Raw genomic sequence first — 26,225 nt, 5'->3', positions numbered from 1 at the left:
TCGCTATTACTGGGCAATGGCTTCCAGCGCAATGCGGATAGTGACTTCGTCGCCCACGTAAGGCACGTTGGCAGCCATGCCAAACTCGCTACGCTTGATCTCAATCTTGCCGTCCGCGCCCAGAGCGGGTTTGTTCATCATGGGGTGCTTGGGCATGGTCAGGAAGGACTCGATGGTCATGGTCACGGGTTTGGTAATGCCCTTGATGGTCAGATCTCCCTTGGCGGACACAGGCTTGTCACCGTCGAACTGAATGTCCTTGGACACAAAAGTTGCTTCGGGGAACTGCTCGGTGTCGAAGTGATCCTTGCCCTGGATGTGTTCGTTGAACAGGGGAAAGCCGGTGCTGACCGAACGGGTGTCGACTTTCATGTCGATGCTGCCGGTCTTGGCTTCCTGGTCCAGTGTAACCGTACCTTGTGCCTTGTCAAAACGCTGGCTTTGCGTGCTCAGGCCCAGGTGCTTGTAGCTGAAGTGCACAAAGGTGTGGCTGGGTTCAACCTGATAGGTGACTGGAGCCGCCTGGGCAGCAAAAGCAAACATGAAACTGGCGGACAGGGCAATCACTGGCTTGATCATGAGGGTGTAATCCTTGTTATGCAGGGAGAGGGAGGGGGCGCTGATGCGTCTGCTTACTTGGCATCAATCTTGAAGTTGACGGTGATCTCGTTGGCCACGATGTCGTAGCTGGACCAAGAGCCTTCACCGATAGAAAAATCGCCACGCTTGATTTCAAAGGCACCGCTAAAAGTGGCTTTGTCGCCTTCGGGAGCCATGGTCGCCATGACAGTGACGGGTTGCTCACGGCCTTTGATCTGCAGCGTGCCTTGCACTTCATATTGCTGGTCGCTGACAGCGCGGAAACTCTTGGAGCTGAAAACGGCCTGGGGATGCGCGTCAATATCGAACCAGCGCACGTCTTGCAATTCATCATCGGCTTCTTCTGAGCCGGTATCAACGCTATCCAGGGCGACCTTCAAGACCACCTTGGACTGATCCAGGGCGTCGGGGTTGAAGTTCAGTTCGCCTTCAAATTTACGGAACTGACCATCCAGCTTCACACCCATCTGGGAATACTGAAAGCCGATTTCGCTATTTTGGGTGTCCAGAGCCTGGTAGTTCTTGGCGTTGACGGCCAGACTGGTGCCCAGGCCCAGAGAGCCGATCAGCAGGGACACGAAGACAGATTTTTTCATGATTTGGCTTTGCCTAAAGTAAAGGTGATGCGGCCAAGCAAGCCGTCACGGTCTATGAACTGATGCTTCAAGGCCGCCAGAACATGCAGGCTGACCATGGCAATCAGGGCGTAATTCAAAAAGATGTGGACTTGGACCAGCAGCTCGCCCAAAGGTTTATCTTTGGAAACCAGATCGGTCAGGGGGATCACGCCAAACCACACTGTCTGAAAGCCTTTGGCAGAACTCATCAGCCAGCCTGTCAGGGGAATACCAATCATCAACAGGTACAACGCTGCATGACCACAGTGGGCCAGAGCCCGGCTGAAAACAGACATACCAGGGGGCAGAGCAGGGGGGCGGTTGAACAAACGCCAGAGCAGGCGCAGGATCACCAGTACCAGCAAGGAAATACCGGCCCATTTGTGCCAGGAATAGACTTGCAGTTTCAAAGGGGACAGGGGCAAGGTTTTCATGGTGTAGCCCACGGTCACTAGGGCGGTCAGGGCCAGTGCCATCAGCCAATGCAAGATGCGTGCGATTCGGGTGTAGCGTTGGCGATTCACTGGAACAGGGGTGATGCTCATTGATAATGCCTTTCATTTACGAAGCCAAGAAACTTTAACCTGTTTGTAAGCATCGTAAAAGACCAGATTTTGCAATGCAGTAATGCAATATTGGGGGGTATTGGTCGTGCATCTCTTGCAAGATGACTATTTTCTTGCAGCGTGTGACAAGGCTTTCAGGGTGGGGTGGGGGCGGGCTAAACTCCTTTTTTCAGCTCGCAAGCAAGGAAGTCTCTATGTGGAAAACAGCGTTGGTCGTCGTGGTAGCCGGTTTGTTGGCAGGATGCCAGGACTCGAAAAAGGCCAATGAGGAAAATTTCAGCACGGCAATCCAGAGCTATCTGGATACGCGAGACGGCTTGTGTGTAGGAGTGCCTGGACGTGTGTATCCCTATCAGGCCGAGCACGATTCCCCCTTGATTGTGGAAGATCGAGCTCGTCTGGCCGCCTTGGCCAAGGTAGGTTTGTTGCGTCAGGTAGGAAAGGAAGAGGCACCGCGCTACGAGCTGGATGCCAATGCAGACACCTATTTGCGTCGTTCCAGCTCCGAACAGTCGCAGGGCGAGCATGATGCATTTTGTACAGGCCGCCTGGTTCTGGACCGTATCAACTACTTTACCGAACCGGCCAGCGCAGACGGGTTTACCGTCAGTCAGGTGAGCTATGTCTATCATCTGGCCGATGCGGCAGGCTGGATCAAAGATAGCGCGGTTCAGGATAGCTACGAGGATCTGCGCGCGTTGACGGCCCAGGAAGTCGAGGGACAGGCACGAATGATTCTGACCAATAAGGGCTGGGTTCATCAGAACCTTTATCGTTAAGTGATGCCACACGGCTGCATGAAAAAGGTGGGGCAGTACGGTGTGGTTCGGTCTTGAGCAAGAGGAGCAATCATATGGCTGTGCCTCAAAACAAACACGATTTATTAGTGGCCATTTGCAGCAATTATCAAAAGTTGGCTGCAGATCTGGCTACTGTTCCCATTACGCGGGCTCGTGAAAAAGACCTGGAAGGTCATACCAAGGGGACGCAAATGAGTGTGGCTGATCTGGTCGCTTATTTGATCGGATGGAACGAACTGGTTTTGAAGTGGAGCCAGGCCAAGGCCAAAGGTTTGCCGGTAGATTTCCCTGAAACCGGTTTTAAATGGAACGAGCTCGGGCGTCTGGCACAGAAGTTCTATGCCGACTTTGCCAATGTGTCGTACTCGGACTTATTAAATCGCCTGGAGGAGGCGCAAGCTCGTATTGTTGCCTTGGTCGAGCAAAGTACAGATGGTGATCTGTATGGAGCGCCTTGGTACAAGAAGTATTCTCTAGGGCGCATGATTCAGTTCAATACGGCCTCACCTTATGCGAATGCTCGGATCCGACTGCGGAAATGGAAGAAAATACATTCCATTGTCTGATAAGACGAAGTTGCATCAATCCACCGTAAGGTTTTATTATATAAATGCAATTAACGGAAAAGATAAATAGGGAATGAAAAAACGGTCTACAAGAGAAGAAGGGCAGTTTGACCTGCCCATTTTGGGCTCGCAGGCCGCCGATATATCGGCGGAGGCCTTGTTTGACACGTGGTTGCAGCATCAACGCCCGCCCATGGCGCCCAGCACGCAGCGGGTTTATCGCACCTTGTGGCGACGCTTCTTGCAGGCGCTGCAAGATCACAAAAAGCAGTACACCCAGATCAAGCCTGTGGATATACGGGACTTTTTGAGCAATCTGGACGAAGTGCGCCGTCCGCAGCGTGAGCGCTATCAACAAGTCATTGCCCGTGCTTATGAAGAGCTCTGCCGCCAGGATGGCCGCTCGGAAAACCCCGCACTGGCCCCCGCCATCAATGATCCTTTCAAGGAAAGCTGGCGTCAGGCGCCTGACAACCAGGCCACCCAGTTTCTTTCTGTCGATCAATGCTCTGCCACCATCAAAGCCTTGAATACCCGCCTGCGTGTCCTGGAGTTGACCAGTGATATGACCATTGCTGCCCGTTGGCGTGAATATCGGGATATGACGATTGTGGCTGTGATGCTGGGCACAGGCTTGCGCCCGGTGGAGTTGGGGCAGTTGCACCCTTGCGCGGTAGGCGTAGCCAAACGCACTGCAGAGTCTTCAGAAACAGACGACTCAGATCACGAGGAGACAGCTCTTTGGCGGGATGGCACTCTTCTGCTCAGGCTTGCTGGCGCGGCAAAACGCGACGTTGTTGTGCCTGTCTGGTGCGAAGGCATTTTGCGTAGCTGGTTGATCTTTAGCGGAGCCGAAGATGCTTCCGCTTGGGTAAAAGATAGCCGGGTCTTTCCTGGTAGCCGTCAGATCAGCGCTGCGCGTCCCCAGGCACAGATGAATCCTGCCACGCTGGCTCGTATCGTCAGCAAATGGGGAATCAAGCAGATGGATCTGTTGATGACGCCACAGCGTTTGCGTAATACCTTTGGTGCAGGTTTGATCGAGCGTGGTTTTTCTCTGCCAGAAATCGAGGAAATCATGGGCTACGCTCCCGGTGCTGCCAGTGCATGGCGCCTGCAAGCTTCCTGGCTGGCTTGGTTGGATGCACAGAGAACGCCTGATAAGCCAGCAATTACAGAGAATACGCAGCCGTAATGAAGGGCTAGTCACGGATTGGTCAGCTTCAGGAGGCATAATTTCAAGTCCATTCCGTCTATTTCTTGATGAGGAGTTTGAATTGACGTCTACCCCTGTTTTTCGTCGTGCTGTAGCAGCAGATCTGGAAGCGATCGTGGCCATGTTGGCCGACGATATTTTGGGCCATGAGCGTGAAGATACCAGTCTGCCCCTGGCGCAGTCCTATCTGGATGCCTTTGCAGCGATAGAAGCGGATCCAAACCAGTATCTGGCCGTTGTAGAGCTGAATGGCGCTGTGGTCGGAACCTTGCAGATCAGCTATATGCCCGGCTTGTCGCATCAAGGTGCCTGGCGTGGGGAAATTGAGTCCGTACGCATCGCCAGCTCGGCGCGTGGCTGCGGATTGGGCCGTTTGATGATTCAGTGGGCGGTCGAGCAATGCCGTCAGCGTCAATGCCGCATTGTGCAGCTGACCTCGGATAGGGCTAGAACGGATGCTCATCGGTTTTATGAGCAACTGGGTTTCACGGCCAGTCACAAGGGTTTCAAGCTAACTCTGTAAGACGGTTTTCTCTTGAGTAATCAGCCCTGACGCGGTGCAAAAAAATAACTATAAAAAGCCGCATAGGCTGAATGTTGTGCTCTGTGCTCTGTGCTCTGTGCTTTTGGAAGCCCTCTGTCGAATATTGGATGTAGCAAGAGCATTATTGATAAACGCTACGCGATTCCATTGATCGAATACAGATCACATTTTTTGCTGCTAAAGCGGCTCTGTTTGCAGATGAGTCTGGATTAAAAATCTGTAAAGATTTTTTTCTCTGAAGGTGAAGGGGTAAAATTAATACGCTTGCTGATAGATTAAAGTTAGTTCCTTAACTGGCTGATTATATGGAATAAATAATTTTAGTTAGTCGCCATGATTGGTTGACGGGTTTTGTCTGGTTAATATATCTTTGCTGTGGTGTTTATTTGATTTTATTAATAATAAAAAAAATATAAATATCGGGGGCCATTAATATTGTATTGGATATCCTTGATAGGGAGATATTGAGATGGCCGTTAAAGCGAAAATAACGAGTATTGCCATACAGCCAGGGCCCACATGCGTATTTCTTGGCTACAAATCCTCTGGTATTACTGCCAAGAGCCTGAACCACCGAGAAATCATAAAATCTTATCCCGAAGGGAAAAAAGACGATTGGGCAGGGCTTTATATCGCCGAAGACCGGGCTACCGCGGAAGGTTATCTGCCGGATTCTCTACCTGGAAACGGTACGGGCGATGCCTATATCAACCTGATCTATATTGAAGCGTCTACCGTTAAAAATTTTGACGGCAAGGGCAGGAAAACCCAGTTCGTTGACATTACTGGCAGCGAAATAGCGGATCCTAATGTTCCACAAAAAGAAAAAGCCAGGCTGGTCAGGAAAGCATTGAGCGACATAGGGGTTCAAATCCCTGAGAGCAAACCGCTGATTGAAACGCTGGGATTACAGGGGTATCTCTATCGGGGGCCGCATACGAGCACGGAACTGGAAATCATCGTTCCCTTCAACTTTATCAACGCCAAGCTGGCTATCTCTTTAGCCAATTTGCAGTCTTTTAAATTCAAGGGTCATTTGCCGGTCGGTAATCCCGTACTGAATCCGGCGCTTGGTATCACAAACCCCGATACTCCCATGAATACGAGACAGGCTTTGTCCCTGGCGCCTTGAGACAGACAGGTCGGAATTGCTCCGACCTTTATACGCAATACCTTCGGATGGGGGCCGGAGCCGATGCGCATCGGTTTTACGTCCAACCTGGTTTTTCGCCTTATCATGCCTTCAAACAGTACGTTGGAGATAGGCTAATGGGTTTGGCGTCAGATTATCCAGTTATTTTGATTACCGGCGGGAGTCGTGGCATAGGAGCGGCAACGGCGCTCCTGGCTGCACAACAGGGCTATAACGTTGTCCTTAGCTATGTTGCGCGCGAATCAGATGCCTTGGCGGTGGGCAGTGCAATAGAGGTGGCAGGTCGGCAAGCTCTTGCTGTCAAGGCAGATTGCGCAGACCCTGAGCAGATAAGCCGGCTGTTTGAGCAGATCGACCAAAGGTTTGGGCGGATAGACGTCCTGGTGAATAACGCAGGCGTGTTGTTTCAGCAGTCTCGCCTGGAAGATCTCAGCTTCGAGCGTATACAACACACTTTTGCGGTCAACACGATTGGTCCCATGCTTTGTGCGCAACAGGCGGCCAAACGCATGGCTTATCGCTATGGTGGGAAAGGCGGTTCTGTCATCAATGTTTCCTCGATAGCGGCCAAGCTTGGCAGTCCAAACGAATACGTGGATTACGCCGCTTCGAAAGGAGCTCTGGAGACTTTCACAACAGGTTTCGCTAAAGAGGTGGCCCGAGAAGGGATTCGTGTTAATTGTGTTCGGCCTGGGCATATTTATACCGAGATGCATGCCAGTGGCGGCGAGCCAGACCGTGTAGACCGATTAAAGGACAGCATCCCGATGGGGCCGTGGTGGCCAAGCAGAGGAAGTGGCGCGTGCAATTTTATGGCTAGCCAGCTCTGAGGCGTCCTTTATCACGGGAACATTCCTGGATGCGAGCGGTGGCAAGTAGCCATTGAGGGTGACGAGGTTTTGGGCCTTGAAATACGATGTTCTGGATAATTATAAAAATCGCATAATGTATATTATGTAAAGTCAGTAATCGATAGACATTAGCCCCATTCCCTTAAGCACCTGTTCTTATCGCTTGTCACTCCTCTCTCTTCTTCCGGATTATTTTTGCTCTGAAGGTAGTTAAGTGTTCCCTTGCATGGTTATAGTGAGCAGCTATGTAAATCGGAGCAAAGCACCATGGGCCATGTACTACAGTTTGCCGAACGCGATCCCAGCTTGAGTGATGACTTGGCCAAGGCGCAGATTGAAATCCTGCGTGAAGCCTTGCTGTCAAAGCAGTACGAACGTCTGGATAAGGCAGATCAAACCCTGCTGATCGTGGTGGCAGGTATGGACGGTGTGGGTAAAGGCTCTGCTATCAATACCTTGAACACGTGGCTGGATCCGCGCCATGTGCACACTCTGGCGTTTGGCAAGTTAAGTGAAGAAGAAGCCATGCGCCCTTTGATGTGGCGTTATTGGAATAGCTTGCCCGCTCGTGGTCAGACGGGTTTGGTGTTTGGGTCCTGGTATGCGCCTTTAATGAAAGAGCTGGGCCGTAAAGCACCGGATCCGGCCAAGATTGCTTTGTATACCCATCTGATCAATCGTTTTGAAGCGCAGTTGGCCTATCAAGGCGTGCAGGTTTTGAAGCTGTGGTTCCATCTTTCTGCGCAGGCTCAACTGGATCGATGCGCTACCTTGATGGCTGATCCTAGTACTGCCTGGCGTGTCAGCAAGGCTGACCTGAAAGTTCATAAGCAATTCAATCGCTTGCGCAATGCCGCGACGCAAACTATCAATCTGACCCATCGAAATTACGCCCCTTGGGTTGTTATCCCTAGCGCAGATAAGAACCTGCGTGATGTGTCTTTGGCCAAGGTGGTGTTGCAGGCCATGGACAAGCCTATTGTCCCGCGTCAGGTGAAAGAGCCGCATGCCTTCCCGTTTCGCTTGAACGTCCCGACTGCTTCGCTTCAGTCCCCTCCTCCTGAAGAATCTGTGCAGGATTACGACGCCGAGCTTTTGCATTGGCAGGGCCGTTTGTCTTGCGCGGTGCGTAGTAAAGCTTTCCGCAAGCACTCTTTGGTACTGGTGTTTGAGGGGCGGGATGCAGCGGGTAAAGGCGGCACTATCCGCCGTTTGACCGAAGCCCTGGACGTCCGTACTTACGATATCCACCCTATTTCTGCTCCTAATGCTGTGGAGCTGGCACGCCCTTATCTATGGCGTTTCTGGCGCAAACTGCCGCGTCTGGGGGAAATTTCGATTTTTGATCGATCCTGGTATGGTCGTGTGCTGGTGGAGCGGGTGGAAAAATTGATTTCCCGTGCCGCCTGGCATCGTTCTTACGAGGAAATCAACGAATTTGAGGCACAGTTGCTGGCCAACGGTACGGCTGTGATCAAGTTCTGGCTGGATATTGATAAGGACGAGCAGCTCAAACGATTCAAGGCCCGCGAGGAAACGCCCTTCAAGAATTACAAGATTACGGAAGACGATTGGCGTAACCGGGAGAAATGGACGGCGTATCAACGCGCTGCGGAGGAAATGTTCGCCCAGACCGATACTCACATGGCACCTTGGCATATTGTGCCCAGCAAGGACAAAAAAGCCGCCCGTATTCAGGTTCTGCGTACGGTCGTCGAGACGCTGGAGTCTTTGGATGAGCACATGATCAGCCTGAATGAGCCGGCCTTGTCTGACCAGGTGAGTGAGCAGGTATAAGGATGCACGTGCTTTTTTACCGACAAGGCTTTACTTCGGTTAGGCGTATTGTCGATTTGCTTTGACGATGAGCCTTATAAATCCTGCCGTGCTGCCAGGCTAAGGATTTTGCGCCAACGTTTGGCTTCTGCGGTATGGGCAGGCTGGATTTCCCAACTTTGCGTTGGGTTACGCAAAGTCAGCGTCAATCCCCTGCCCTGCAGCTCGACCGAGTCTATATCCGCAAAAATAAACGCTCGTGTTCCCTGCCCCGTTTGAATCTGACCGCGTTTTTGCAGGGCATCCAGGCGTATTGAACCGTCGGGTAAGGCCAGCTCCAGAATGCGCTGGCCTTGCTGCTTTTTGCCGTGAATGGCCAGATAACGGCGTCGCCATACGATGAAGGGGGCCACCAGAATGGCCGCTGCGATCAGCAGGCTCAAGATCGCGGCAATAACTCCGGCACTGGCACTGACCAGGCTAAAGAGCTGCATTCCACCATACACAAGCGCCGCAATAATCCCCAGGAACAGCAGGACGACGATGATGGGCATGGTGGAAAACTCCTTGTTTTAGCGGGCTTGGACTTTTACGGTGGCCGCGGCCTGGCGGGCGTTTGCACGGGCCGTTTCCAGATCAGCGTCTGCGGCCAATGCGACACCCATGCGGCGCTTTTCAAAGCTCTCGGGTTTGCCGAACAGACGGATATCGGTTTGCGGGATGCGCAAGGCTTCAGCCACATTCAGGAAATTCACGTCTTTTGCATCTACACCGCCGTAGATCACGGCGCTGGCGCCGGGCATACGCAAGGCGGTATTCACAGGCAGGCCCAGAATGGCGCGTGCATGCAGTTCAAATTCTGACTGCCATTGGGTGGCCATGGTGACCATGCCGGTGTCGTGTGGACGGGGGCTGACTTCACTGAACCAGACCTGATCGCCCTTCACGAACAGCTCAACGCCAAACAAGCCCTGGCCGCCCAGGTTCTGGGTAACGGCTTGGGCAATATCGCGTGCGCTTTGCAGAGCCGCGGGACTCATGGGCTGGGGCTGCCAGCTTTCAACGTAGTCGCCATCTACCTGCTTGTGGCCGATGGGATCGCAGAACTGGGTTTCGATCTGGCCGTCTGCGCCTACGGCACGGACAGTCAATAAGGTGATTTCGTAGTCGAAGTCGATAAAGCCTTCAACAATGACGCGGCATTGGCTGACGCGGCCACCCGCCATGGCGTAGTCCCAGGCTTTGGCAACATCGTCCGGGCCGCTGATCTTGCTTTGACCCTTGCCCGAGCTGCTCATCAAGGGTTTGACGACGCAAGGGTAGCCAATCTTGTCGTCGATAGCGGCTTGAAGCTCTTCCAGCGATTCGCAGAACTGGTAGGGGCTGGTAGGAACACCCAGGGTTTCAGCGGCCAGGCGGCGGATGCCTTCGCGGTCCATGGTCAGGCGAGCGGCACGGGCCGTCGGAATGACGCGTACCTTGCCTTGGGCTTCCAGCTCTTCCAGCACGCCGGTGGCAATGGCTTCAATCTCGGGCACAACCAGGGTGGGCTTTTCTTCTTCGATCAGGGCGCGCAATTGTTCGGCATCACTCATGGTGATGGTGCGCGAGTGATGGGCGACCTGCTGGCCAGGTGCGTTCTCGTAGCGGTCCACCGCTATGGTTTCTACCCCCAGGCGTTGCAGCGCAATCAGTACTTCTTTGCCCAGCTCTCCCGAGCCCAAGAGCATGATTTTGTCCGACGACGACGATAAAGGGGTGCCCAACAGGCTCATGGCGCGTGCTCCGCTGAAAATGAGAAATTCAAAAGCGGTATTGTAATGCAGGCGACGCCGGGTTTTTTTCAAGCAGGACTGCTTTGTCCGCCCTGCTGGCATACAGGCTTGCAGGGCGGATGTTTTCAAGGCTCTACCTCAGGGGTCAGGCTACTCCACCATTAGCTGCGCCATCATGCCCAGGTCCTCGTGCTCCAGAATGTGGCAGTGGAACATGCGCAGGCCGGGCAATTCCTGGCGGAATGCTAGCCGGACCGTCTCATTGGGCCGCAGATTGACCGTGTCGCGCCAGGCCCGGAACGCCTCCGGTACGGACTGCATCCCGGTTTGGCGCGCCAATACCTGAAACTGTGTGCCGTGCAGATGGAAAGGATGGTCCATATGGGAATCGTTAATCACATCCCAGTACTGCCACTGCCCTGTTGGGCAACGCAGGTCGATGCGGTCCATGTCGTAGACCTGATTGTTGATACGGAACATGGAACGCATGGCAGCCATACCGGGCATCATATCGTTATCCATGCCTGCCATACCCTGGTGGTTCATCCCGGATGAGTTTGTCATACCAGAACCGTGCCCAGACTGCATGTCATGGTTCATGGGCATGACTTCGCTGAACACGACTTTTGCGGTACTGGCGGCTGCTGGAATGGCAGGGATTGCGCGTAATTGCTTGGGCAGTTCGATTTCCTGATGGTGGATTTTCAGTGTTGCCAGCGTCAGGGTTTCGGGACTTTCCTGCACCATCATTTTTTGCCGATCGTAATACAGTGCTTGCAAGCTGCTATCCAGATCTTTATCCGCCTGGATAAAGAACTCCACCCGTTCGGCCGGGGCCATCAAAATCGACTCGGCCGCTGCCAAGGCTTGCTCTAACAGTCCGCCATCTGTACCGACTTGAACCAGCCGAGCGCCGGGGATGTGCAGCTTCAAATAACGGGCAGAACACGAGTTCCAGACACGGATGCGTTCTGCTGTGCCGGCCTGGATAAGGGGTTGGCGTTGACCATTCAGCAGCACGAACTGCCCTTCCCTGCCGTTCATCCAGTCAGGACCTGTGTTGACCGGAATATGGCCATTAATGTCCAACCGCAGATCGCTAATGGCCCAGTGTTGCTCCGTATAGTCTTTCAATGGGTCTTTGGGAGAGCGGACAATAATTGTCCCGCCCAATCCGTGGGCGACTTGCTCACCGCTTTTGCCATGAGGGTGTGGGTGATACCAGTACGTACCGGCGCAGCCTTCGGGCAAGGTAAAGCGGTAGTAGCGGCTTTGTCCTGGCATCACCGCGTCTTGTGGGTTGCCGTCCTGATCAGAGGGAACCGGCAAACCGTGCCAGTGGATGGTAGTGGCCTGATCCAGCTGGTTTTCAAACTCGATTTCTACTTGGTCGCCCTCATACAGTTCGATCAGCGGGCCGGGAGCTTGGCCGTTGTAAAGCCAGAGTTCGGTGCTTTTTCCATCTGCCAGAACGCGTTGATGGGCAGCAGCAGTAATTTTGGCCTGGAAAAGCCCTTTTTTCTGACTACTGTTTTTAAGTACAGATAGAGCTTGCAGAGCCTGGCCAGCCGGCATTTTTTCTATGGGCATCAGGCCTGGGCGGGTGCTCATGCCGTGACCGGGCATACCTTCAGACATGGAGCCGTGGTGCCCCATCATGCCCTGCCCCCAGCTTCGCATAGGCAGGCTACTCAAGAGGCTGGCACCCAAAGTCAGTTTAAAAAAATCGCGTCGTTTCATGGGTTTATCCCTATCAATCATCAATACACACGTACCACCCAGGCTGGATCAGCACAGGCTTTTAGCGCTTGGGCGGCAATTAGAACGGGAGGATCAGGACGAGCGCGGAGGTGGCTGGGCGGGGCCAATCAGCCGGGAGACGTAGTTTTGATGCAGGGGGACGGGAGGGAAAACGGGCTGTAATGCCACCGCTTCAGGTGGTGGAGCCTGCGTCGCCAGACAAGCGCAGCAACCACTTTTCATTGGAGTGCTGCAATGGTTGGGAGCGCTATGGTGAGATTGCCCCGACGAGGCATGTTGCGCTTGAACAGTGCTGCGATCCGTATTTTGAATCGTGGCGTGTGCGGCAAAGCTGCTACTCAAACCCATGCTGGCAAAAAAAACAAGCAGGCCGACTAATAAAAGCCAGCCTATTGTTTTGCGAGATGAAATGGGTGCGCGCAGCATGGGCAAAAGCTTAGCATAAGCCTTCTGTGCATCGTTTACGCTAAAACAGACCGTTACACGCAGTGGTCTATCCAGGCGATTGCAAGCGTAGCAAATCAGCCTTACGGATGGCTGGCATAAGCTGCTAAATAGATTTTATTATTCAGGATCGTTCTTGATCAGGCGTCGCTTCAACCGCAGGGGGCGTACAGGCTGGCTTTGGGCTTGTTCCAGTTCCTGGCTGAGTCGTTGGGCTGTTTTGCGCGCCTCTTCATTCTCCCGCTCCAGCAAAGCAGCGCGAGTACGCAACATTTGCAATTGCCCCTGCATCTCTTTGGCCAAGTTATGGCTGATATCCATAGCCGCTTGCATCGCGCGGCGCTCGCCCTGCTCTTGCCCCAACTCCTGGCGCAGTTTCTGCATTTGATCCTGCTGTTTGTTCAGCTCCTGTTCGTGAGCTTGACGCTGGGTCTTGTTTGCTTGCTCGGCCTCTTCTATTTGCTGACGCAGTCGCGTTTGAATGGAGCGTTCCTTGTCGATTTCCAGTAAGGCACGGCGCTCGTTGGCCTGGGCGCGTTCTTCGGTTAGCTCAATAGCCTTTTGCAGCCGCTCCAAGTCCTGGGTGAATTGCTCACCTTGGCGGCGCAGTTCTTGTTGAACCAATTGTTTTTCGGTTTCCAGCTCGTTTTGACGTTGTTTGGCGTGCAGCAAGTCTTGTTTCAGAGCTGCTTGTACCTGACTGGCTGCCTGTAGTTCTTCTTTCTGCTTTTCTATATGGGCTTGGGCATTTTTCAAGGCGCCCTGCTCTACTTCCAGCGCCTGTTGGGCCTCCAGGGTTTGGGCTTGGGCCTGTGCGACGCGTTCATCAGCCTGAGTCTGGTAATGCAGCATTTGCTGCTTCGAGTGCCCCATCGCTTCTTGCCAGATACGACCCAGCAGATCCCCCGTCAGGGCTTGTAGCTCTTCAGGCATGTCGGCCACATCCAGCCGAACTCGACTTTTATCCCGCAAATCTTCCCAGAACGTCTGTAGTGCCTGAGCCGGAGCGCTCATGCTGCCTTTGCGCACCAATTGGTACAGCTTGTTGGCCGTAGGTGTGACGCCATAGCGGAAAAACAGGAGTGCGGCCACTTCTTTGTACAAAGTCTGCGTATGGCTGAAGCGATCACGTAATTGGGCAACATCGGCCAGGATTTGCCCCTCGTTTGGCTGGTTTTGCTCCATTTTTCCACCTTTGTTGATAATTTAATTAATAATACAACGTAATATATAAAATTATCAACAAATTGGATTTTATAATTTGACATTATCTCTATAATGTCAAATATCTGACCCTAAACAGACTGATTGGCACAGGCACGGGTTTGAAAGCCCTTCCCTGCTCTCTTATCGCCTTCGTTTTTCTGCTTATTCATGGAAATAGCCAACACTTCGCCCTCAACCGACCTGGGATCGGACGATATTGCTCAATTGCTGGCTCGTTTTGACGGGCGGCAAGGGGCCAACCGGTCTATCGGCGGACGTGCACAGATTGAGGCGCAAACAGATATAGAGGCGTTGCGGGCTTGGTTGGCGCGCTATATAGATAGTCCACGCACCTATGCGAACTACCGCAAGGAGGCGGAGCGCCTCTTGTTATGGGCGGTATTGGAGCGTCACAAGGACTTGTCCTCGCTTAGCCTGGAAGACATCCTGGCCTATCGTTTGTTTCTGGCGGACCCTCAACCCGCTCATCGCTGGGTGGTTCAAGGGCGCTCCCGCCCTGCCCGTCACCATGCGGCATGGCGGCCATTTGCGGGGCCCTTGTCTGAAAGCAGCCGGAATCAGGCGTTATTGATTCTGAACTCTTTATTTAGCTGGCTGGTACAGGCGGGGTATTTGGCGGGCAATCCTTTGGCCTTGTCTCATCAGGGCCGACGTCAAAAGAAAACCACCGCCCCCCAGCAACGGTACTTGACCCGGTTGCAATGGCGTTGGGTACAGGATTACATCCAGGCCCTTCCTGAAGATACGCAGAGCGAGTTGCGCTATAAAGCCCGCGTACGTTGGCTCTTTTCCATTCTTTATGGCGGCGCCCTGCGCATTTCCGAACTGGTTCAGGCGCGTATGGCCGATGTTCAGGAACGTGTTGATGCGGGAACGACGGCTCAGTGGTGGCTGCATATCCACGGCAAGGGCGACAAATGGCGTCGTGTGCCTTTAACGCAAGAGCTTTACGGCGAATTGATGCGCTACCGACAAGCGCATGGGCTGGAAGGACCGCCCCAGGCTTTGGAGCCCTATCCTTTATTAATGTCCGCCGGTGCCAGCGACAAGCATTTGACGCGGGCCATGGCGCATGTTTTGGTCAAACAGGTTTTTCAAGGTAGTGCGGATCGTTTACGGAGTCTGCATCCCGATCAGGAGTCCCAGGCCCGTATTCTGGAGCAGGCCTCGGCTCACTGGCTGCGTCACTCGGCAGGGTCTCACCTGGCTGATCAAGGGGTGGATCTACGTATCATCCGTGACACCTTGGGCCATGAGTCTATCGCTACGACCAATATCTATCTGCATGCGGATGATGATCAGCGTCACCAGGCTCTGGAGCAATCCCATAGCCTGGGTTGGAAATAAAGCACCCGCTTCGAGACAAGAAAATCAGACGCAGACAGCCCCCGGCAATGCGGTAGGATACGATTCCTGTTGGGACTGCGTTCCTGTTTTCAGACATGCTCCCCGCCCATGCCTTGCTATAGCTGATTGTTGGAGTACCTATCCCTTATGGACACTTTTAATGTCATGCGCACCTTCCGGCGCATTGTGGAGCTGGGCGGACTTGCCAAAGCCGCGGAGGATCTGGGGATATCCGCAGCGGGTTTGAGCAAGCAACTGCGTACCTTGGAAGCGCATCTGGATACGGTGCTGATCCAGCGCACTACGCGCAGCATGAGTCTGACGGAGACTGGCCGCAGCTACTATGCCGAATGCTGTCGGATACTGGATGAGCTGGACGCTTTGGAGCGCTCGGTCAAACAGCAGTCCCAGCGCGTGACGGGGACCTTGCGCGTGAATGCCCCCTTGTCGTTTGCACTTAGCGTCCTGTCGCCATTGATGACGGATTTTCTACACAAGTATCCGGAACTGAAGCTGGAGCTGGTGATGGAAGACCGGATCGTGGATGCCGTGGCTCACGGTTTTGATGTCTCGGTGCGTTTGCGTAGCAGCCTGGATGATTCCACCCTGATTGCTCGTCGCCTCGCCACCATCGAGCAAAAATTATGCGCCGCCCCCACCTATTTGAAGCAGCATGGCCTGCCTCAGACCTTGCAGGATCTGCGCAATCACAAAATGATCAGCTATAGCCTGGCACATACCCAGGGCCTTGCTTTTGATAGTGATTTCGACAGCAATCCTCAACAGCACCCCCCCAGTGGTACGGCTTTGCTGTTTTCAGGCGAGCATAGTCAAGTGAATAACAGCCTGATGCTGCGCGACTTTCTGATTGCCGGTTTGGGTATTGGCGCCCTGCCTTCCTTTCTGGCAGATCCAGCAATTGCTTGCGGGCAGTTGCAACGCGTTTTGCCCGAATTGGTGAATGAGCCCCGCCATATCTACGCCGTGTATCCAACCAACCGACACCTGCAACCCAAGGTCAAAGCCTTCGTGGATTATCTGGCCGACCAACTGCCCCATGCCATGTCCAACGCCCTTTAAACAGACCTTTATGAACTCGGAGTAAAAACTGTCTGCACCGCCACGTGCTTATTCTCCGCTCCGGGGAACGCTATTGTGATGACCATCTTACAAGGACATCACAATGCACGATCAAACACACCCGACCCAGCCGCTTGTCTCCCCCCTGATTATTGATTTCTTCCATGATGCCGTCTGCGGATGGTGTTATGTCATGTCGCCACGCTTGCGGCAAGTTGCCGCCGAACTGGGCATCCAGGTCCGCCACCATACCTTTGTTCTGCAAGACAGCCGCGAGCAGATGCTGGAAGCCTTCGGCTCCATGGAGCGCGCCAAGCGTGAAATCCTGGGCCACTGGGCCGCCTGCGCCCAACACGACGATACGCAGTCCATCAATATCGAGGGCATGCGAGCACAGAACTTCGACTATCCCCATGGAATGTTGTCCGCTCGGGCGTGTCAGGCGGCGCAGCTACTTTCTGGCGATAACGCCCATTGGGATTACTTCGATGCGGTGCAGCGTGTGCATCTGGCAGAAAGTCGCAATATCGGCGATATGGACACGCTACTGGAGGTCGCCATTGCGCAAGGCTTTGAGGGTGAGGCCTTTCTGAATGCTATGGATAGCGATATCGCGCAGCAGCGAGTTCAAACCGATCGCGCCGAAGCGGTACGGCTAGGGATCCAGACCATCCCCACTTTATTAGTCTCCTCACGCGAGACCGGCCAAGTGTTGGCTCGTTTGCAGACCCAATCCGCCGAAATGCTCAAAAGCCGTTTGCGCGCTTTGCTGTAAGCGCTGCCCCTTTCTTTCTTATCTACGCTTCATAAAAGGACATCCATGTCGATTCGTTTTTCTCACCGTCTTCTCGGTTTACTGCTGGTTGGTGCAAGCAGCATGAGCGTCTCTCTGGCTCATTCCACTCACCCAGCGAGCAACCCTTTGCCCCTTAGTGCTCAGGAAGTGGGCATCAGCCCCTGGGGGCCGGACGATGAAATTGGTCGCTTGAACCTGATCACCCCTGCTTCCCGGGCTGCCATCTTGTCCCGTCTGGATGGCAGCAAAGTCTATGACCTGGCAACTGACTACTACTTGGGCATGCCCAGTTGGCAGGACGCGGGAGACCCGCACTATCAGTTCTGGATGACCCATACCCCCCGTGGTACCGCAGTGGATGACCCGATGGGAGTTGGCGATGAGATGAACGCGGTTCGTAGCTACACAGGCACGGCTTTTTCCATGTACAGCCATACGGGCACCCATATCGATGCCCTGAATCACTTCGGCATTCATGGAAAGATCTGGAATGGTTTCAAGGCTGATGAGCATCTGGGTGACCGTGGCTGGAACCGTACTGGTATCGAGAAATTCCCGCCCTTGATCGCCCGTGGCGTCTTGATTGATGTGGCCGCCGCCAAAGGCGTAGACATGCTGCCCGATCAATACCGCATCACACGCCAGGACTTGAAGGATGCACTGGCCCGTCAGAAAACGGTGCTGAAAGAAGGCGATATTGTCCTGATCCGCACGGGCCGCATGAAGCTCTTTAATGATCCCAAAGCCTATATGAACGCGCCACCTGGCATGGGCCTGGATGCTGCTCGTTATCTGGTGGAGGAAGGCGGTGCGATGATTGTGGGTGCGGACAACTTGAGCTTTGAAACCTTCCCTTCCGAGGTTCCTGATGACTACGTCCCCTTGCATACCTATCTATTGGCTCAACAAGGTGCACCGATCATTGAATTGATTGCCCTGGATGAATTGTCCAAGGACAAGGTCTATGAGTTTGCCTTTATTGGTGGTCCGCTCAAGATCCGGGGCGGTGATGCGGCTCCGCTGCGTCCGGTTGCCATTCCGATTCGCTGATCCACAGGCTTCATAAAGAAACCCGTTTCTTTACCCCCCCTGATGCGTTTGCGAATAAGGTTTATTGCGTTTGCCTGCTGTTAGGTGCCGCTCAATATGCTACTGTTGGGTGGGTTTGAATGCGCCGGGCGCCTGTTAAAGAGGCGTCCGGCTTTTCTTTATGGAGTATGTAATGACTTACACCGTTTATCTGTCCGGCGAAATTCACACGGATTGGCGCGAGCAGATTGCTCAAGGTGCAAAGGCCGCTGGATTGGATATTACCTTTACCAGCCCTGTTACCGATCACGATGCCAGCGATGCCGCCGGCGATCACCTGGGACCGGCCAGCGAAGGTTTCTGGCGTGATCACAAATCCTCCAAAATCAATGCCATCCGTACCAGAACCCTGATTGAACAGGCGGATTTGGTCGTGGTGCGTTTTGGAGACAAGTACAAACAGTGGAATGCTGCCTTTGATGCCGGTTTCTGTGCCGCCCTGGGCAAACCGTACGTGACGTTGCACGCCGAAGACATCATCCATCCCTTGAAAGAAGTGGATGCCAGTGCGCAGGCCTGGGCAACTAGCCCCGAGCAAATCGTGGAGATTTTGCGCTATACGCTGAAAGCCTGATCGGTGAAGTCTGATGAGTTTGGCAATATCGCCTTGCTGAAAAATGCCGCCCAACCGGGGCGGCATTTGTTTCTCTGCTTGAAAGAACCTCTTGGTTTACACCGGGTTCTACTGCGCGGCAGTGAAACGTGTTGTGCGGGTACCTTAGTTCAGCTTCACCCGCCGCAAACGCAAGGCATTGCTGACCACAAAGACACTGGACAAGGCCATGGCGCCAGCGGCAAACATGGGCGAGAGCAAAGTGCCGTTAAAGGGATAGAGCACGCCCGCTGCTACCGGAATCAGTGCCACGTTATAGGCAAAGGCCCAGAACAGGTTTTGACGGATATTGCGCATGGTGGCGTGGGACAAGGCAATCGCGGTGACCACGCCTTGCATATCGCCCGACATCAAGACTACATCAGCCGCTTCAATGGCAATGTCCGTTCCGGTGCCAATTGCAATCCCCACGTCTGCTACAGCCAGAGCGGGTGCATCGTTGATGCCATCGCCGACATAGGCCAGATGTTGATGGGTATCGCGCAAGGCCTGAACCGCTTGCACCTTGCCTTCAGGCATGACTTCCGCCACCACTTCGTCAATATTGAGACGGCGGGCAATGGCATTGGCTGTGTGGCGGTTATCGCCGGTAATCATGACGACCTTGATGCCACGGGCATGCAACTGCTCGATGGCGCGCGGCGTGGTTTCCTTGATCGGGTCAGCCACGGCCAGCAAGGCAATGACCTGCTTGTTGCGGGCGGCGTACATGGGGGTTTTGCCGTCCTGCGCCAGCGTCTGGGCTTGCTCGGTAAAGGCTGACAGGTCCGCCCCTAATTGCGTCATCAGGCGATCTGCACCCACATGCCATTGGTCAGCTCCGATTTGGGCGGTGACACCCAGGCCTGTCAGGGACTCAAACTGCTCAGCCTTGGGCAAGGTGATTTGCTTTTCCTTGGCGGCGCTGACAATGGCTTGGGCAATCGGATGCTCGGAGTAGTTTTCCAGAGCGGCAATCGCTGCCAAAGCCTGATCCTGGTTCTCACCGGGTGCGCAGACAAAATCGGTCAGTTCGGGCGCGCCCTTGGTCAGGGTGCCTGTTTTATCCACGGCCACGACTTTTACATCACGCAGTGCTTGCAGAGAGTCCCCTTTACGGAACAGCACGCCAGCCTGTGCGGCTCGGCCCGTCCCCACCATGATGGAGGTTGGCGTGGCCAGACCCATGGCACATGGGCAAGCAATAATCAGCACAGCGACGGCATTGACCAGTGCAAAGCTCAATGCGGGCGATGGGCCAAAAATCAGCCAGACAATGGCGGTCAAGACGGCCAGTGTCATGACGGCGGGCACAAACCACAGCGTGATTTTGTCGACCACGGCTTGAATAGGCAGCTTGGAGCCTTGGGCCTGCTCTACCATGGAAACAATATTGGCCAGTACGGTGTCCTGCCCCACGGCGGTAGCCTCAAATTCCAGCGAACCTTTTTGGTTCACTGTGCCACCAATGACTTTATCGCCCTGGGATTTGGACACGGCAATGGATTCGCCTGTCACCATGGATTCATCCACATAGCTCTGACCGGCAAGAACATCTCCATCAACGGGGATACGCTCGCCGGGACGAACCAGCACGACATCGCCCGTATGCAGGTCTGCCAGGGGCAGCTCAATTTCCTGACCGTCGCGACGTACACGAGCGGTAGGCGGCTGCAGGCTGAGCAGGCGTTGAATGGCTTCAGACGTGCGACCTTTGGCGCGCGCTTCCATGACACGGCCCAGCAAAATCAGGGCGACGATGACAGCGGCAGCTTCAAAGTACACGTAGACGGATTCGGAAGGCAGCCACTGTGGCGCAAAGGTAGCCACCAGCGAGAAGCTGTAGGCCGCCAGGGTGCCCACAGCGACCAGCGAGTTCATGTCCGGACCACCGCGCAAGAGAACAGGAATCCCTTTGGTGTAGAACTCGCGGCCTGGGAACAGCAAAACCAGCGTGGTCAGCACGAACTGGATCAGCCAGCTGTTTTGTGTACCTATGGTGCTGGCCACCCAGTGATGGAAAGCAGGCACCATATGGCCGCCCATTTCCAGAATGAAAACGGGCAAGGCCAGTACTGTCGCCAGCCAGAAACGCTTGCGCAGCGTTTCGTAGGTTTGTTCGGCACGCTCGAACTGGTCATTCGTGACAGCCGCTTCGGCAAGGCTGGCGGGATAGCCCGCTTTGCTTACCGCCTGGATCAGCTCAGGAGCTTTCACACCCTGCGCCACTTGCACGTGCGCTTTGGCGGTTGCCAGATTGACCGAGGCTTTTTGTACGCCCGGCACCTTCAGCAAGGCCTTTTCAACGCGGCCCACGCAGGAGGCGCAGGTCATGTCCTGCACGTCCAGCACAATGTCTTGCTGGGAAATTTTGTAACCACCCTTTTCCACTGCCTGCATAATGGCGTCGACCGGGGCGGCACCCTCAAATTCCACGGTGGCCTTGTTGGTGGCCAGATTTACCTGGGCCGATTGCACACCGGGGACTTTGCCAATAATCTTTTCAACCCGACTGACGCAGGAAGCACATGTCATGCCTTCCACATCTAAAGTCAGGCGTGAGCCCTTGTTTGAAGCGCTGCTTGTCATCGAAATCACCCTTCAATGGATCGTCAATGAAGCCACTTTAGGGCTTGACCCGATGGGAAGGTCAACAGCTGATAAAAAAAACGCCTCCGAAGAGGCGTTTCAAGGGGGAACTACGACTAATTAGGGATCAATCAGCAGCTTAGTAAGCAACAAAGGTGCCGTTGTTGTTGTTCCAGTCTTTGGCTTCTGCTGCAACCTGATCACGGCTCAGCTTGGAGCTGGTATCGATACGTGGGTAGTCGCCCATGGAACCCGTGCTAATGTAGCCTTGCTCTTGAGCAGCAGCCAGTTCTTGAACGACTTGCTGACGGCTCAAAGGAGCGTCGGTCGATTCAATTGCTGGGTAGTCCAGGTTTTCGCCGGTAGCGACATTGTTGGTAGCTGCCATGGCAGTGCCGCTCAAAGCGGTGGCACCAAGAATCAGGCTGGCGATAGTTGCGCGTGCGATGTTTTTCATTCTTTACTCCAAATCTACGGTGTGTTTTTCAGTGGTTCGCTGTTGTGTTTAGCGAATCGTTAGATGGAGTATGAGCCTTTCTAAACTTGGTAAAAACCCTTAATATTGCAAACGTATTTCCATTCATGGAACAATTCAAATGAGTACCATTATTGCCGGTCCCCTGCTCAACGACATCGCGATCTTCGTGGAAGTGGCTCGTGCCCGCCACTTTAGCCGTGCTGCCCAAGCCCTGGGAATGCCGGTTTCCACCGTGTCACGCCGTATCCGTGAACTGGAAAAAGAAGTGGGTGTGGCCTTGCTCAAACGCAGCACGCGCAATGTAGATGTGACCGACGCGGGACAAGTGTATTTTGAGCGTTGCCTGGCTGTCGTCGAACAGGCTCGTCTGGCTCATGAGCAATTGCTGGATGTGGCTCAGACCCCCAAAGGACGTTTGCGGGTTTCCATGCCTGCCAGTTTCAGCATTGTGCTGATGCCCGCCATTATCCGGGGCTTTAATCAACAGTACCCGGATATTGAGCTGGAGTTTGACCTGACCATACGGCCTATTGATTTGCAGGCCGACAACTACGATTGCGTCATCCGTGTGGGTGCCCAGCCTGACTCCAGCGCAGTGGCCACCATGTTAGGACAGATTCGCCTGGGGCTGTATGCCACCCGCAACTATCTGGACCGCAAAGGGCGACCCAAGCATCCTTCTGAACTGGCAGGTCATACTTGTATTTGTGCCCGCCCCGCCAGCTCGGATCGAGTCTGGTCCTTGCGTGGTCCGAATCAGGAGCGCTATGACGCGATTGTGGAGGGTTCCATTACCGTCAATAACGCCATCATGATGCGCAAACTGGCCGTGCATGACTTGGGTATTACCTTCTCTTCCTTGCTGGAACGAAAATTGGATCCGGATTGCGCACACCTGGAGCGTGTCTTGCCGGATTGGGAGTTTGCCCCCTTTCCTATTCTGGCTTTGCTCCCCTCGCGTCTGATGCCGCAAAAGACGCGCGTGTTCCTTAATTATCTGCGTAGCGAGCTGGATAGATTGATGTCTCAGCCCGAACTGGATGTGGCCGCAGCCGGTCAAGCTTATCCGTAAGAAAATAAGCAGTATGCTTATGAATCGGTGTTGCCCAAAGCCTATCTATGCTATTTATAAACGTTTGGTCCTGTGGAGCCAATGCCATGACGGGGGGGGAAGCGCATGAAAGCAGCACTGCAAAGCTTGCTGGCTGGAATGGTGATGAGTTTGGCCTTGGGGAGTGGCAGCGTGTGGTCACAAACAGTATTGCTGGAAGCGGTAGAGCAAGGCGATAGCGCCAAAGTGCGCGAGATTCTTTCAGAAAAGCGGGCTCGCGCCAGCGTCAGTGTCAGCGACGATCAAGGGCAAAGCCCCTTGTTACGTGCAACCTGGTTAAACCATATTGATATTGCCCGGCAGTTGATACGTGCCGGTGCGGATGTAAATCAGGCCGACTCCATTCACGACAGCCCTTACTTGGTCGCGGGTGCACAAGGTCGTCTGGAAATCCTGCGCATGACTCTGGAGAACGGAGCCGATCTGCGTAGCGTGAACCGTTATGGTGGTACGGCGCTGATTCCAGCGGCTGAGCACGGTTATGTCGATGTTGTGCGCCTTTTACTGGCGGCGGGGGTCGACCCTAACCATGTGAATTACTTGGGCTGGACTGCCTTGCATGAGGCGATTGTGCTCTCTGATGGCGGGCCGGACCACCAGGAAGTGCTGCGTTTGCTGATCAAGGCCGGAGCGGATGTGAACCTGCCGGATCGTCAGGGAGTGCGTCCCTTGAGCCTGGCTCGCCAGCGCAGCCAGACAGAGATGGCCGAGATTCTGGAACAGGCTGGCGCGAATCCTTAAACGTCGCCGACTCGGCGGCTGCATTTTTCTTCCAATCACAACAATAACGATTTTATGTCTTCTACTCAGACTGCCCCGTCGTCGACGGGTGTTCAAGCCAGCCCAGCTTTGTGGCTGGCTTTCGTCATTCTGGTCGGCTTGAACCTGCGCCCTTTTCTGACCTCCAGCGGCACCTTGGCACGACAGGTGGCCCAAGGGTTGAATATGCCCTTGAGCAGCCTGGCCTGGCTGACTTTGCTGCCCATGATGGTGATGGGACTGGGCGCTTTCTGCATGCCCTCCTTGCGGCGCGTCCTGGCACTGCGCCATGTCTTGATTACATCCTTGCTCTTGCTGTGCCTGGGCTGTGTGCTGCGCTGGTTTGTGCCTAATGGGGCCAGCCTGATTGCAACAGCGCTGATCTGTGGTTTGGGCGTGTCCTTGCTGCAAGCGGGGATGCCCGGTTTGATCAAGGAACAGTTTCCGCGCCATATCGCTCAGGTCACCGGGGTGTACTCCGCGACCTTGATGGGTGGGGGTGCTTTGGGTGCGCAGATTACGCCGTGGGTCAGCTCCTTGACGGACAGCTGGCGTATCGCGCTGGCTTTCTGGGCCTTGCCGATCAGCGTGGCCTTGTGGATTGCCTGGAAAGTGGTGCCGCGTGAAGCTCCGGGCGCGAATTTGTCTCCCCCGTCCTTGTCCTTGCTGGCTCGCCCTCGCACCTGGACCTTGATTGTGTGTTTTGGCCTGATCAATGGCGGCTATGCCTCTTTGGTGACCTGGCTGGCGACGTTCTATCAAGACCGGGGCTGGACGGCTGAAGCCAGCGGTAGCCTGGTGGCGGTCCTGTCGGTGGCACAAGCCATTGCCGCCTTTGGCTTGCCTACCTTGGCGGCCAAGAATAAAGATCGCCGCATGTGGGTATGGCTGGCGCTGGCGTGTCAGTTCGTGGGCTTCCTGGCCTTTGCCTATATTCCCGATATGGCCCCCTATCTGTGGGCGATTATTATCGGCATCGGCTTGGGCGGCTGCTTTTCCTTGCTGCTGTTAGTGGCTCTGGATCACTTTCCGGATGCAGCCCGTGCCGGGACCTTGAGTGCCTTGATGCAAGGCGGTGGCTTTCCGATTGCCGCCCTCTTTCCCATGATCAGCGTGCAGTTGCGTGAAATGAGTAAAGGCTTTCAGGCAGGCTGGATGTTGCATGCGGCAATGGCGGTATTGGTGGCCATCATGGCCTGGAGCTTTCAGCCTGCGCGATACGCCCAAAAGATGAGTGGGGACGACAGCCTTTAAGTCAATCCGATAATGGCGAAAAGCCTGGTTATGGATGCACCCAGTTTTTTATTGTTTTGAGATTTTGAAGTCTGGCCATTGACCGCAGCTGCTGCGCTTGTCTTTTTCCATCAAAACGATGATCGCAGGATTGCGTGGACAACCGCAATCCTGTTCAGCCAATAAAAACGGCCATCCCTGGATGACCGTTTCCCACCGTGTAAACACCCTGCTTACTCTTTTGGCGCACCCGCCATGATCCAAGCCACCACCGCCTTGATGTCGGCATCAGAAATGGCTGCATTCGCAGGCATGGGCAGCGGTCCATAGACGCCCTTGCTGCCTTGACGGATATGTTGGGCGATGATTTCAGCGTTGGCTGGATCGTCCTTGCGCATGTTGGCTATGTCTTTATAGGCGGGGCCGACCACTTTTCTGTCTACGGTATGACAGGACAAACAAGCATTTCTGGTCAGCACATCCTTGACCGAGTCAAAGCTGGCCTCGGCCGCCTGGGCGCTGAAACCGGCACTGAACAAGGCCGTACAGACCAGTAGCTGCTTCAAGCTCATGAGGGATATCTCCTAAGAAAAACGGGCTCAAGGAATGGTGGGACGACAGGATGTGGCGCTTGTTTTTTTTCCACACATAAACGGGGTGATGTGGCATCCATACCGAGATCATACGGTTATGATAGAACAGTCTTTAGCAAATAGCGGTGGGTCTTGATACTGATCAAGCTGGTCTGCGCGCTTATTCTGTAATGTCCTAGTAGAAGTTATTGCTTCATACTTAAACAGTTCACACACTACAAGAGGTCTTCATGCTTAATGTTCTCGTTCCTGTCGATGGGTCTGATGCTTCCACTCGTGCTTTGAAAACCGCCGTGGACATCCTAACGGGCAAACCAGAAGCCACTTTGCACGTGCTGGCTGTTCCTACTCCGATCGTGTCGGGTAACGTCAAACGCTTTTTCTCGGAAGATGTGCTGCAGGCTTACTACCAGGACGAAGGCAGCAATGCGCTCCTGCCCGCTCGTTCCGTACTCGCCGGTTCTCCCCTGAAAATCAAGGAAAGCATTATTGCCGGTAATGCCGCCCAAACGATTAAAGAATATGTAGAGAAGAACCAGATCGATCACATTGTGATGGGTACGCGCGGCTTGAGCGCCCTGCCCGGCCTGGTTCTGGGTTCGGTCACGACCAAGGTGCTGAGCCTGGTGAATGTGCCAGTAACCTTGATCAAGTAATTGAGC

The 26,225-nt window shown here is 54.2% G+C and carries 26 protein-coding genes and 1 pseudogene; 17 read left to right on the top strand and 10 right to left on the bottom strand.

The window, feature by feature from the left end:
* Positions 1–6: 6 nt before the first annotated feature.
* Genes NBV64_RS10325 through NBV64_RS10315 form a run of 3 tightly spaced genes read right to left on the bottom strand, consistent with a single transcriptional unit; the run spans position 7 to position 1,762 of the window.
* Positions 7–579, bottom strand: a complete 573-nt coding sequence (locus tag NBV64_RS10325; protein ID WP_250755711.1) for a YceI family protein — start codon at positions 577–579, stop codon at positions 7–9.
* A gap of 53 nt (positions 580–632) precedes the next feature.
* On the bottom strand, positions 633–1,196 hold the full coding sequence (locus NBV64_RS10320; protein WP_250755709.1) for a YceI family protein: 564 nt from the start codon (positions 1,194–1,196) through the stop codon (positions 633–635).
* The gene (locus tag NBV64_RS10315; RefSeq protein ID WP_250755707.1) at positions 1,193–1,762 is read right to left on the bottom strand and encodes a cytochrome b; all 570 of its coding nucleotides are present in this window, start codon (positions 1,760–1,762) and stop codon (positions 1,193–1,195) included. The genes NBV64_RS10320 and NBV64_RS10315 overlap by 4 nt, the downstream gene beginning before the upstream one ends.
* A gap of 215 nt (positions 1,763–1,977) precedes the next feature.
* Here NBV64_RS10315 and NBV64_RS10310 point away from each other — a divergent pair, with 215 nt between their 5' ends.
* The 7 genes and pseudogenes from NBV64_RS10310 (at position 1,978) to pap (ending at position 8,710) form a co-directional block, all read left to right on the top strand.
* Positions 1,978–2,562: an SEN1982 family lipoprotein gene (locus tag NBV64_RS10310; RefSeq protein ID WP_009454091.1), complete on the top strand. Its 585-nt coding sequence runs from the start codon at positions 1,978–1,980 to the stop codon at positions 2,560–2,562.
* 74 nt (positions 2,563–2,636) lie between these two features.
* On the top strand, positions 2,637–3,149 hold the full coding sequence (locus NBV64_RS10305; protein ID WP_009454089.1) for a ClbS/DfsB family four-helix bundle protein: 513 nt from the start codon (positions 2,637–2,639) through the stop codon (positions 3,147–3,149).
* A 73-nt stretch (positions 3,150–3,222) separates the two neighbouring features.
* Positions 3,223–4,344 (top strand): site-specific integrase, encoded by a 1,122-nt coding sequence (locus tag NBV64_RS10300; RefSeq protein ID WP_009454087.1) that lies wholly within the window; start codon positions 3,223–3,225, stop codon positions 4,342–4,344.
* Positions 4,345–4,426: 82 nt separating this feature from the next.
* A complete protein-coding gene (locus NBV64_RS10295) occupies positions 4,427–4,888 on the top strand; it encodes a GNAT family N-acetyltransferase (protein WP_009454086.1) in 462 nt (153 codons plus the stop codon).
* A 490-nt stretch (positions 4,889–5,378) separates the two neighbouring features.
* On the top strand, positions 5,379–6,041 hold the full coding sequence (locus NBV64_RS10290; RefSeq protein WP_009454085.1) for a hypothetical protein: 663 nt from the start codon (positions 5,379–5,381) through the stop codon (positions 6,039–6,041).
* 137 nt (positions 6,042–6,178) lie between these two features.
* A pseudogene (locus NBV64_RS10285) lies at positions 6,179–6,941 on the top strand (SDR family oxidoreductase).
* 239 nt (positions 6,942–7,180) lie between these two features.
* A complete protein-coding gene (gene pap / locus NBV64_RS10280; RefSeq protein ID WP_250755704.1) occupies positions 7,181–8,710 on the top strand; it encodes a polyphosphate:AMP phosphotransferase in 1,530 nt (509 codons plus the stop codon).
* A 74-nt stretch (positions 8,711–8,784) separates the two neighbouring features.
* Here pap and NBV64_RS10275 read toward each other — a convergent pair whose 3' ends face one another.
* The 4 genes from NBV64_RS10275 to NBV64_RS10260 form a co-directional block, all read right to left on the bottom strand.
* Complete coding sequence (locus NBV64_RS10275) at positions 8,785–9,243, bottom strand: hypothetical protein (protein WP_035271590.1); 459 nt, start codon at positions 9,241–9,243, stop codon at positions 8,785–8,787.
* An 18-nt stretch (positions 9,244–9,261) separates the two neighbouring features.
* Entirely contained in the window at positions 9,262–10,464 is a 1,203-nt protein-coding gene (gene purT / locus NBV64_RS10270) for a formate-dependent phosphoribosylglycinamide formyltransferase (RefSeq protein ID WP_060185305.1), read from the bottom strand.
* Positions 10,465–10,614: 150 nt separating this feature from the next.
* On the bottom strand, positions 10,615–12,204 hold the full coding sequence (locus NBV64_RS10265) for a multicopper oxidase family protein (protein ID WP_250755702.1): 1,590 nt from the start codon (positions 12,202–12,204) through the stop codon (positions 10,615–10,617).
* 585 nt (positions 12,205–12,789) lie between these two features.
* Positions 12,790–13,854: a DNA-binding protein gene (locus NBV64_RS10260; protein ID WP_250755700.1), complete on the bottom strand. Its 1,065-nt coding sequence runs from the start codon at positions 13,852–13,854 to the stop codon at positions 12,790–12,792.
* Between the two features lie 189 nt (positions 13,855–14,043).
* Here NBV64_RS10260 and NBV64_RS10255 point away from each other — a divergent pair, with 189 nt between their 5' ends.
* The 5 genes from NBV64_RS10255 to NBV64_RS10235 all read left to right on the top strand — a co-directional run bounded on the left by NBV64_RS10255 (position 14,044) and on the right by NBV64_RS10235 (position 18,782).
* A complete protein-coding gene (locus NBV64_RS10255) occupies positions 14,044–15,243 on the top strand; it encodes a tyrosine-type recombinase/integrase (protein ID WP_250755699.1) in 1,200 nt (399 codons plus the stop codon).
* 147 nt (positions 15,244–15,390) lie between these two features.
* Positions 15,391–16,323, top strand: coding sequence for a LysR family transcriptional regulator (locus NBV64_RS10250; RefSeq protein WP_250755697.1), 933 nt, complete (start codon positions 15,391–15,393; stop codon positions 16,321–16,323).
* Between the two features lie 103 nt (positions 16,324–16,426).
* Positions 16,427–17,098 carry a DsbA family oxidoreductase gene (locus tag NBV64_RS10245; RefSeq protein WP_250755695.1) on the top strand — a complete coding sequence of 224 codons (672 nt, stop codon included), beginning with the start codon at positions 16,427–16,429 and terminating at the stop codon, positions 17,096–17,098.
* A gap of 102 nt (positions 17,099–17,200) precedes the next feature.
* Complete coding sequence (locus tag NBV64_RS10240) at positions 17,201–18,169, top strand: cyclase family protein (RefSeq protein WP_371477525.1); 969 nt, start codon at positions 17,201–17,203, stop codon at positions 18,167–18,169.
* 172 nt (positions 18,170–18,341) lie between these two features.
* Complete coding sequence (locus NBV64_RS10235; RefSeq protein WP_060185080.1) at positions 18,342–18,782, top strand: YtoQ family protein; 441 nt, start codon at positions 18,342–18,344, stop codon at positions 18,780–18,782.
* A 144-nt stretch (positions 18,783–18,926) separates the two neighbouring features.
* Here NBV64_RS10235 and NBV64_RS10230 read toward each other — a convergent pair whose 3' ends face one another.
* A complete protein-coding gene (locus NBV64_RS10230; protein ID WP_425541733.1) occupies positions 18,927–21,335 on the bottom strand; it encodes a heavy metal translocating P-type ATPase in 2,409 nt (802 codons plus the stop codon).
* Between NBV64_RS10230 and NBV64_RS10225 the strand changes: the two genes are divergently transcribed.
* The gene (locus NBV64_RS10225) at positions 21,334–21,513 is read left to right on the top strand and encodes a hypothetical protein (RefSeq protein WP_021446589.1); all 180 of its coding nucleotides are present in this window, start codon (positions 21,334–21,336) and stop codon (positions 21,511–21,513) included. The two genes, NBV64_RS10230 and NBV64_RS10225, sit on opposite strands and share 2 nt — an antisense overlap.
* Positions 21,514–21,528: 15 nt before the next feature.
* Here NBV64_RS10225 and NBV64_RS10220 read toward each other — a convergent pair whose 3' ends face one another.
* Entirely contained in the window at positions 21,529–21,846 is a 318-nt protein-coding gene (locus NBV64_RS10220; protein WP_250755694.1) for a DUF4148 domain-containing protein, read from the bottom strand.
* Between the two features lie 139 nt (positions 21,847–21,985).
* Between NBV64_RS10220 and NBV64_RS10215 the strand changes: the two genes are divergently transcribed.
* From NBV64_RS10215 to NBV64_RS10205, 3 genes are all read left to right on the top strand, one after another.
* Positions 21,986–22,939: a LysR family transcriptional regulator gene (locus NBV64_RS10215; RefSeq protein WP_009453987.1), complete on the top strand. Its 954-nt coding sequence runs from the start codon at positions 21,986–21,988 to the stop codon at positions 22,937–22,939.
* Positions 22,940–23,044: 105 nt separating this feature from the next.
* On the top strand, positions 23,045–23,719 hold the full coding sequence (locus NBV64_RS10210) for an ankyrin repeat domain-containing protein (RefSeq protein ID WP_009453986.1): 675 nt from the start codon (positions 23,045–23,047) through the stop codon (positions 23,717–23,719).
* A 54-nt stretch (positions 23,720–23,773) separates the two neighbouring features.
* Entirely contained in the window at positions 23,774–24,991 is a 1,218-nt protein-coding gene (locus NBV64_RS10205; RefSeq protein ID WP_250755692.1) for a cyanate transporter, read from the top strand.
* Positions 24,992–25,203: 212 nt separating this feature from the next.
* On the opposite strand, the gene NBV64_RS10200 is transcribed toward NBV64_RS10205, so the two are convergent.
* On the bottom strand, positions 25,204–25,542 hold the full coding sequence (locus NBV64_RS10200; RefSeq protein ID WP_009453982.1) for a c-type cytochrome: 339 nt from the start codon (positions 25,540–25,542) through the stop codon (positions 25,204–25,206).
* Positions 25,543–25,793: 251 nt separating this feature from the next.
* On the opposite strand from NBV64_RS10200, the gene NBV64_RS10195 reads away from it, so the two are divergent.
* Positions 25,794–26,219: a universal stress protein gene (locus NBV64_RS10195; RefSeq protein WP_009453980.1), complete on the top strand. Its 426-nt coding sequence runs from the start codon at positions 25,794–25,796 to the stop codon at positions 26,217–26,219.
* The last annotated feature ends 6 nt before the right edge of the window (positions 26,220–26,225 follow it).

Origin of the sequence: Alcaligenes sp. DN25 (assembly GCF_023674485.1) — a bacterium.
GTDB classification, from domain to species: domain Bacteria; phylum Pseudomonadota; class Gammaproteobacteria; order Burkholderiales; family Burkholderiaceae_B; genus Alcaligenes; species Alcaligenes phenolicus.
The sequence above is the reverse complement of the archived record's forward strand: the minus strand, read 5'-3'. Positions and strand labels throughout refer to the sequence as shown.